Raw genomic sequence first — 7,390 nt, 5'->3', positions numbered from 1 at the left:
GCCCTACTGGCGCCGATGGACGACGAACTACGGCGTAGGACTCTCCCTGACCCGTTCGCCTACCAGCATCCGCATCGCAGAGGAGGCTGGTGGCACTGGCGCCTCTATGACGAAACCGACCTTCTCTGATAGCCCGGACCTCACAGAAGTAGACGCTCGCGCGTTGTTAGGACCTCTTAGGCCATTCAAGTGCGGTTCGCCAGGTCGGCTGCTCGGCTGCCCAGCGGAGGACGGCATCACGGACTGCGGCCTGGGAAGCTGACCGAGTCACCTCGCGCTCAGCGGCCGTGCCCGCGTGGTGAACCACCTCGTAGGTGTCGTCCTCATCGAGCAGGACTTGGATGTACCAGTCGCCCTCATCGTGGTCGGTCAGCCGCTGGAGAAGCAGGTGCTCCCTGTGCCGCAGCCCGGTAAGCATCGCCGCGATGGTGGGGACATCCGGGTCCCACTCCGCCCGTCCGCCGGTGACCACTGCGTCAAGCCGGACTGGCCCGAGCCCATCCCGTTGCCGCCCCTCCCGAAGCCACTTCTTCTCCTGGGCGGTCAATGGAGACGGCGGTATGGGGGGTCCGTCAGGGTTGTAGACGGCTATGGGGTCTTCCGGATCGGACCACGAGCCCACCGTCCACAGGCGGTACGTATGGACACCGCCCTCGGCCAGCGGCACCGCGAAGATTTCCGGCGCGGGAGGACCGGGGATGCAGCGACCCACGTCCTCGCCGTACGGGCCGCCGTGGAAGATCGCGTGCATCCAGCCCTTCGGCGGTCTGCCGGTCGTATCGAAAACGTCCTCCACCGTTCCCCCTTCGACGGAATCGCAGCCCTGACGCGCACCATGATCGGCCGGACAGAACCCCGGGCCCAAGTGACCATGGACGTTGATGTCAGAAGTAGATGTCAAAGGCCCCCAGCCATGATCGGCTGGGGGCCTTTGCACTGGTGGGCGCGGACGGTTTCGAACCGCCGACATCTGCTTTGTAAGCCTGGCACCCGCAGCTGACCCGTCATCGCAGCTCAGCCCCTCTGTGCGCTGCGACGACCCACACAAGCTGTGAACGCCGCTGCGACCCTCCAGTGACCGTGGTTGACCGCTCGATCTGGCACGTATCTGGCACGCGACGCTCAGAGCTCAACCCGCTCGCTCACGACATGGTCAGCAGGCTCCCCGTAGCGCAGCACGACGTGCGCCGGCCGAAACGGAAGCGCACGCAAGCCCGGCTCCATCACCCGGTACAGAGCGTCTGCGTCAGGACCGTAGGCGAAGATGACGACCTCGCCCCCACCGAACTCATTACCGTCGACCTCGCCAACACCCGCAGTTGCGACCGCGGCCCCGATGGACCGCTCGGCCTCAAAAACCAGTGACCGCTGACCAGGTTCACCGAAGTCGTCGCCACCCAGCTGGAAGCGAGCAATCACAGCGTGCTCCGGAGGCGTCGCCGGCAAGTCGAAGAGTGCGTCCTGCATGGCAGCACCCTCCCACCGGGCACTGACAGTCGACCTCTGCCGGGGTATCCGAGACTGCGACGCCCGATCGGCACCCGCTTCGTAAGCTCAATCCGACCCGGCTCCAGCAGCTGCCATCCGCTGGTGCGATGGCCGGACAGAGACGTTGGCGTACGGCCTCCGCCCGGCGTTGTTGATGTCAGCCTTGGATGTCAGAGACTCGATCTGTGTGGGCGGGCCGCCGGCCTCAGCGCGTGGGACGCCTCTTCGGGGGGATCGGGCCCGGGATCACATCCTTGCCAAGGTGCTCCTTGATCAGGTACTTCAGTTCCGGCCCTTCGATGAGCTGGAGCCGGCCATGTTGGCGGGCAAAGTCGTGGCTGGCCCTGCCGAACCACGATGTGGTGATCAGGACCCCCTTGGCAGCACGCTTGTGCTCGACCACTCCGGCCAGCGCCTGGACTGACTCCACACCCACGAGCTTGCTGTAGCGCTTCGCCTGAATGATGCACTCACCGTTGAAGACGGGATCCTTGCTGACAGCCACCGCGTCAACGCCCTCGTCTTTGGACGCCTGGGTGTTCCAGGCCTCCATGCCAATTGCCTCAAACAGTTGGCGAATCAGGTGCTCGAACTCGGTGGGCGTCAGCTTCACTAGCACGGGCCTACTGTCCAGGCCTGCGACTACGTCCATGCTGTCCATGAGCCGGTACTTCGACAGGTCGAACTCGACGATGGGGCGGATCGGTTCGAGATCGTAGGGGTTGGGAGATACCAAAGCGTTGAGTCCCCTGAGGCACTGCGCTGGATCAACCTGACTGAGACGGAGCTTCCCGAACTGCTCCCTGCTGGCGCTGAGTGTCACCAGACAGGGTGAGACCTCCTGACCGGTTGCCCGGTCGATGGTTCTCACATGGCCGTTCAGGATCACCCCATTGACGATCCGGTCCGGATCGCTCGTCAGGACCTCGTGGACAGTCCTCAGAGCGACTTGGGCCAGGACGGAGGCGTAGATCTCCTTGCGCTCCTTCTCCGGACGAGGCAACACGGTCGTCTCATCACGGTTCTTCACGTACCGGTAGCCCCGCGCGGTAGGAACGATCGCCTCAGGCGGCAAGTGGATCTCAACAAGTACGTCGCCTGTGGCGGGTCGAAAGGCGATCCGATGCTCGTGGGGGAAGCCCAATGGATACTCCGACGCATCCAGAACATCCCCTAGATGAGCCTCGACCGCCGCTGGCTCCCCGGCCCTGTACGCCTCGCGCTCCTCGTCCAACTTCTCGTTGAAAGCCGCCACCTCGTCAAGGGCCTGCGCTTCAGCCTGGCGATGCTCGGCACGCTTCCGCTCCAGCGTCGCCAGGCGCTTCTCCTCTGCTCGCCTGTGGCGCTCTTGTGCCTCGCCGAACCGCGCTCGCGCCTCGGCAACCGCAGCTTCATAGCGCTTCCTGCCAAGACCCAGGACAGCAGCCAGACCGCCAGGCTCCGGTGGCGCGAACTCCTCCCAGCGCGGTGAAGGCTCCGGACGAGACCAAGGACGCTCGTCAAACTTGTTCGGCGTGTGAGTCCTCCGCCGGCGCTCAAAGGTCGTAGGCGGATCGCCCACCAACGCGTCACGAAGCAACTGCCCTAGTTGCTCGACTTCGTGCTCGACCCCGATCGTGCGCACCTGCGCCTGCTCGGCCTGGTGCTCCTGATACGCGGCCTTCCGCTCGCGCTCCTGCCGCTTGCTGGCCGTCTCGGCGGCCTTGCGTTCCCGCTCCGCTTGTCGTGCCCGTTGCTCCTGGGCACGTCGTAACGCTTGCTGTTGCCGCTGATAGTCGTTGCCTCGGCCGCTGCCCCGTTGCGCCACCTGCTATCCCTCCCCTGGCCTTACTCCGCCACACAGCTGCATTCCCCTCCCACGTCGCAGAATCACGCAGGGCAGGGACGTCACCTCAGACCGACGCGAGCAATCACGGCGTGCTCCGGATGCGTCACCGGCAAGTCGAAGAGTGCGTCCTGCATGACAGCACCCTCCCACCAGGCACTGACAGTCGACCTCTGCCGGGGTATCCGAGACTGCGACGCCCGATCGACACCCGCTTCGTAAGTTCGCCCAAGTAGGCCTATCAAGCCCCCGAACTGGGACTGGCACACCGCTGCTGACCGCCTGACACCGCCCACGTCCGGCGCCGTTGATGTCACTTTTGGATGTCAGGCTTCCCTCGACGGGGATGCCATGTTGCCGTAAAGCTCGCTGCTGAACGGACCAATCAGCTGCGCTCGATGCACTGAGTTTGATGGGATCTGACCGTGAGCGAAGCACTGATAACTGCTGCCTTAACTGCCGCCGCTGCCTTCGCCGCAGCAGGGCTCGCCTCCTGGCTCGCGTTGCGGGGCGTGCGCCACCAGACAACGACTCAACGCGAGCTGGCTGCCGCCGACCGCGCGGACCGCCGGGAGACCGAAGCTCGCGCGGTCAGACGGGAGGCCTATACGCAGTTCATCGCTGCCTCCATCCGATGTGCTGGCTTGATCCGTGAGGCGAAGGAGGCCAACATCGCCGATGGCGAGTATCGAGAGCGTCACTCGGCCGTGCAGCGTGCTCTGTCCGACCTGATCCTCGCTCAGGCCATCGTGAGCGTGGAAGGCCCAGAGGAAGTCTCCGCCGCAGCCGTTCATGCGCGTCGAAGCCTTGATCGAGAGCTAGAAGCCATGCATGCACACCGCTCAGGTAGCGGGTCTGTCCAAAGCATGGTTGACGCTGGACACGCGAGGATTCAGGCAGTGGGATTCATGTCGAACGCCGCCCGAAGAGCCTTGAACGGCAAAACCGAGTCACCTGTAGCAACACCCTGCGTCGCTTATTGAGGCACCCACCGTCGTTCACCCGGTATGGGAATCACCGCCCTACGGGACTCCCGCTAACGATTGATCGGGATCTCATAGATGATCTCGCAGAGGGCGGCGGGGACGACGATGTCCGCCGTCTCCACGGGCCGCCCCTCGTCGCTGTAGTACGTCCGCCGGATGTGCGTGACGAGCGCGGCCTTCTGGATCCCAAGGAGTGAAGCCTCTTCGGTGGTCGCCTGCCGTGGCTCCGGCTGCTCAACGGCATGGCTGACGGTTACGCCGATCTCGGCCATCCGGTTCACGACACCGGCCCCAGCGTGCGGCCCACCCTCAGGGAGGACGACGAGGGTCCCGCCGGTGAGGTCGTACGGCTCCCAGCTCGTCGACAACTGCACGGGCCGCCCGTCGGCAAGGAACTCGTACACGGTCCGGACGCACAACTCGCCCTCACCGACCCCCAGCCGCGCAGCAATCTCCGCCGGCGCGGGCACCTTGGCATCGGTCCGGCTCTCCCAGCCGCCATTCCGCCCCACGGCCTTCATGTCGGCCCGGAACGGCGACCTGTCCGGCTGCTCGCGCGCCGCGGACCGAACCATCCTCACTCGCTGCCGGGGCTCGGCCACATAGGTCCCGGACCCGGCCCGCCCCTCCAGCACACCCTGGGAGATCAACAGCTCCTGGGCCCGGCGAACGACGTTCTCGCCCACCCCGCACTCCTGGCCGATCTGGGCCCGAGAGGGTAGCCGGTCTCCAGGAGTCCACTCGTGCTCCGCAATCCGCCGCCGCAGTTCGTCGGCGATGCGGAGGTATGGCGACTGCTCAGGCATATGGAAAATCTAGTCCACTAGCTCTAATCTAGTTAACTAGCTTCACTTAAAGTGATCGCCGGTGACGGAGGCTGCCCTGTGCCTGCTCCAGAAGTAAGCGCAGAGGTCCTCGCTGCCCGTCTGTCAGCCGCTGGACTCGCCACACGCATGGAGGAACACCCCCGGCACACGTCGATCGAAGCGGAGGTACCGGGCTCCCTCCCCGCCGAGACATGGCGGGAGGTCCTGGAAGTAGTGGCTGCGGCGGACCGATTCGGTCTCCTGGCCACCAGCCTGGGCGGCCGCACCCTATGGGCCGCCGTGAACAAAGTGGTCCCCGCGGCGGGCGATGTCCGGGGACCTGGCCATCAGCGATAGGAGCTGATCAGCATGTTCAACCGTATCCGTCACGCCATCAGACGCTCCAGGGAGCGGCACGCTCCAAGGGCGCGACACCGCAAGGCCTTAACACCAACGCGCCCGACGCCCATCCACCCCAAGCCGTCCGAAGAACTGGCGCTGTTCCTCCGGCAGCTCGGAGACCACACGGACTTCCTCCTAGGCGAAGAGGCGGCCCTCGTCCGCCCGTACGTCCTGGTCGGCGAGCAGTGCACCCGGCAGAGCTCGGAGCCGATCCCGCATCACCTCTTCACCCATGCCTGCTTCGTGCCGGCGGAGGTCCACGGATGACCCGCGTTCCCCCGGTGGCGACCATGCCCTACCGATCCAGCGCATGCCGGATCGGCACCCACCACGAATGCACGCACTCCTCCCCAACGATGGCGCCGATCGGCATCCCGGTCATCTACGAGGCGTGTGCCTGCTCCTGCCACTCCGCGACCACGTCACCGAAGGCGACCTCGTGAACAGCTTCCCCCCGAGTGGCGCACTCGCCTCCCCGGTCGAGATCACCACGACCACCGTGCAGCGAGGCGACGTCATCCAGATCGGCGGCCAACCATGCCGAGTAGCTGACCTCCGCCAACTGCCCGGCGGCGCCAAGCGCCTCCTCTTCGAATCGGGCGAACTCCTGACCATGCACATCCGTACGCGCCTAATCGCCGTACGAGTACTCAGAAGGTGGTGATCGCCCCCATGCCGTCTCTACGCCACACCATCGCCGCCGACCTCCGGGCCCGGATCACCACTGGCCGTCTGAAGGCTGGCGCCCGCCTCCCCTCGGAGCCCCAACTCGCTGCGGACTACAAGGTCAGCACCCCGACCCTGCGCAACGCCCTCGCGCTCCTCCAGGCCGAGGGCCTAATCGAGAAGATCCACGGCAAGGGCAACTTCGTCCGCCGCCCTCTCCGCAGACTCACGTACACCGAAGGCCGCCTCACCCCGGACGTAGACCTCCACGTCACGATCCGCACCACGAACCTCCGAGCACGCGGAGACCTCATCCCTCTACTCAAAGTCCGCGCGCGCACTCCACTGACAGAGTTCCTATGCCTCGCCCACCAGGGAGAGAGGCCGCACAGCCTGGCCCGCGTCTACGTCCCGCGCGACCTGGAACCGGCCGAACTGCCGTGGTGGCCTCGCCCCGGACGGGCGGAGACCCGAGAACTGGTCACCGCCCGGCTCCCCACCGCAGAAGAGGCCTCCGCCCTCCGACTCAGCACCTCGCTGGCCGTGCTCGCGATCACGCGAGTGTCTGCCGACATCACGGGCCGTGTAATCGAGGTGGCTCGCCTGACCCTCCCCGGCGACCGTGCCGAAGCGCTCTTCACCACTCACCACACGATCGAAGAGATGAGGATGGAAAGATGAAAGCCCCCAACGAGCTCCGCCTCCTCCCCTGGTCGGGCCCTGACGGAAAGCCCTGCTATCTGAGCACTGACGACGCCAGCAGCCACCTGTCCCGCCTGGCCGATACCACGGAAGCTGCGCAACTCGACGTCGGGCAAGAGCTCCTGGAGCACGCCATGGAGGTAACCGCCGACGCGGAGTCTGGGCCGACGGAACTCCGCCTCCTGGCGAGGGATCTCACGGAGGCCCTGCGGGACACACTCCGCGTGGCCGTGAGCCGCGGCCACCGCCTTCCTGCGCCGGACTCCGCCGCGCACGGAGAAGAAGATGCGCCCCTTGGCTCCCCGCTGCGGCCTTCGGTTAGCAGTTAGGTACCGCAACAAGTCGAAGCCCCGGACCAAGGTCCGGGGCTTCTCTGCACACGGCTCCGGAGACCCTGTGCTCAGCACACGTCTCCGCAGTTCAGGGACACAGGAGGTGCTAAGAGCGCACGGCTGGTCCACGAATAGGCCGCGCGCTTACCGGAAGCGGCCCTCCATGTCCTGCTCCTTCCTGGG

General features: G+C 65.8%; 8 protein-coding genes. 4 read left to right on the top strand and 4 right to left on the bottom strand.

Annotated features, from left to right (window positions below; translation table 11 throughout):
- Positions 1-166: 166 nt before the first annotated feature.
- The 3 genes from ACIQFX_RS38745 to ACIQFX_RS38735 all read right to left on the bottom strand — a co-directional run bounded on the left by ACIQFX_RS38745 (position 167) and on the right by ACIQFX_RS38735 (position 3,295).
- Positions 167-796, bottom strand: a complete 630-nt coding sequence (locus ACIQFX_RS38745; RefSeq protein WP_402473216.1) for a hypothetical protein — start codon at positions 794-796, stop codon at positions 167-169.
- 326 nt (positions 797-1,122) lie between these two features.
- Complete coding sequence (locus ACIQFX_RS38740) at positions 1,123-1,467, bottom strand: hypothetical protein (protein WP_402473213.1); 345 nt, start codon at positions 1,465-1,467, stop codon at positions 1,123-1,125.
- A 226-nt stretch (positions 1,468-1,693) separates the two neighbouring features.
- Entirely contained in the window at positions 1,694-3,295 is a 1,602-nt protein-coding gene (locus tag ACIQFX_RS38735; protein WP_402473211.1) for a restriction endonuclease, read from the bottom strand.
- 443 nt (positions 3,296-3,738) lie between these two features.
- On the opposite strand from ACIQFX_RS38735, the gene ACIQFX_RS38730 reads away from it, so the two are divergent.
- On the top strand, positions 3,739-4,296 hold the full coding sequence (locus ACIQFX_RS38730; protein ID WP_402473208.1) for a hypothetical protein: 558 nt from the start codon (positions 3,739-3,741) through the stop codon (positions 4,294-4,296).
- Between the two features lie 53 nt (positions 4,297-4,349).
- Here the strand turns inward: ACIQFX_RS38730 and ACIQFX_RS38725 are convergent, their stop codons facing one another.
- On the bottom strand, positions 4,350-5,105 hold the full coding sequence (locus ACIQFX_RS38725; RefSeq protein ID WP_402473207.1) for a GntR family transcriptional regulator: 756 nt from the start codon (positions 5,103-5,105) through the stop codon (positions 4,350-4,352).
- A gap of 78 nt (positions 5,106-5,183) precedes the next feature.
- Between ACIQFX_RS38725 and ACIQFX_RS38720 the strand changes: the two genes are divergently transcribed.
- The 3 genes from ACIQFX_RS38720 (at position 5,184) to ACIQFX_RS38710 (ending at position 6,854) form a co-directional block, all read left to right on the top strand.
- Positions 5,184-5,462, top strand: a complete 279-nt coding sequence (locus tag ACIQFX_RS38720) for a hypothetical protein (RefSeq protein WP_402473225.1) — start codon at positions 5,184-5,186, stop codon at positions 5,460-5,462.
- 484 nt (positions 5,463-5,946) lie between these two features.
- Positions 5,947-6,171 (top strand): hypothetical protein, encoded by a 225-nt coding sequence (locus tag ACIQFX_RS38715; protein ID WP_402473205.1) that lies wholly within the window; start codon positions 5,947-5,949, stop codon positions 6,169-6,171.
- A gap of 8 nt (positions 6,172-6,179) precedes the next feature.
- Positions 6,180-6,854 (top strand): GntR family transcriptional regulator, encoded by a 675-nt coding sequence (locus ACIQFX_RS38710; RefSeq protein ID WP_402473203.1) that lies wholly within the window; start codon positions 6,180-6,182, stop codon positions 6,852-6,854.
- Positions 6,855-7,390 lie beyond the last annotated feature (536 nt).

The organism is Streptomyces sp. NPDC093089 (assembly GCF_044754405.1).
GTDB lineage: Bacteria > Actinomycetota > Actinomycetes > Streptomycetales > Streptomycetaceae > Streptomyces.
This window is presented reverse-complemented; position numbering and strand designations above follow the sequence as displayed.

What these genes read in the sequence shown, in the direction of transcription:
- ACIQFX_RS38725 (WP_402473207.1), bottom strand. Translation starts at nt 5,105, where the DNA reads ATGCCTGAGCAGTCGCCATACCTCCGCATCGCCGACGAACTGCGGCGG.
- ACIQFX_RS38740 (WP_402473213.1), bottom strand. Translation starts at nt 1,467, where the DNA reads ATGCAGGACGCACTCTTCGACTTGCCGGCGACGCCTCCGGAGCACGCT.
- ACIQFX_RS38710 (WP_402473203.1), top strand. Translation starts at nt 6,180, where the DNA reads ATGCCGTCTCTACGCCACACCATCGCCGCCGACCTCCGGGCCCGGATC.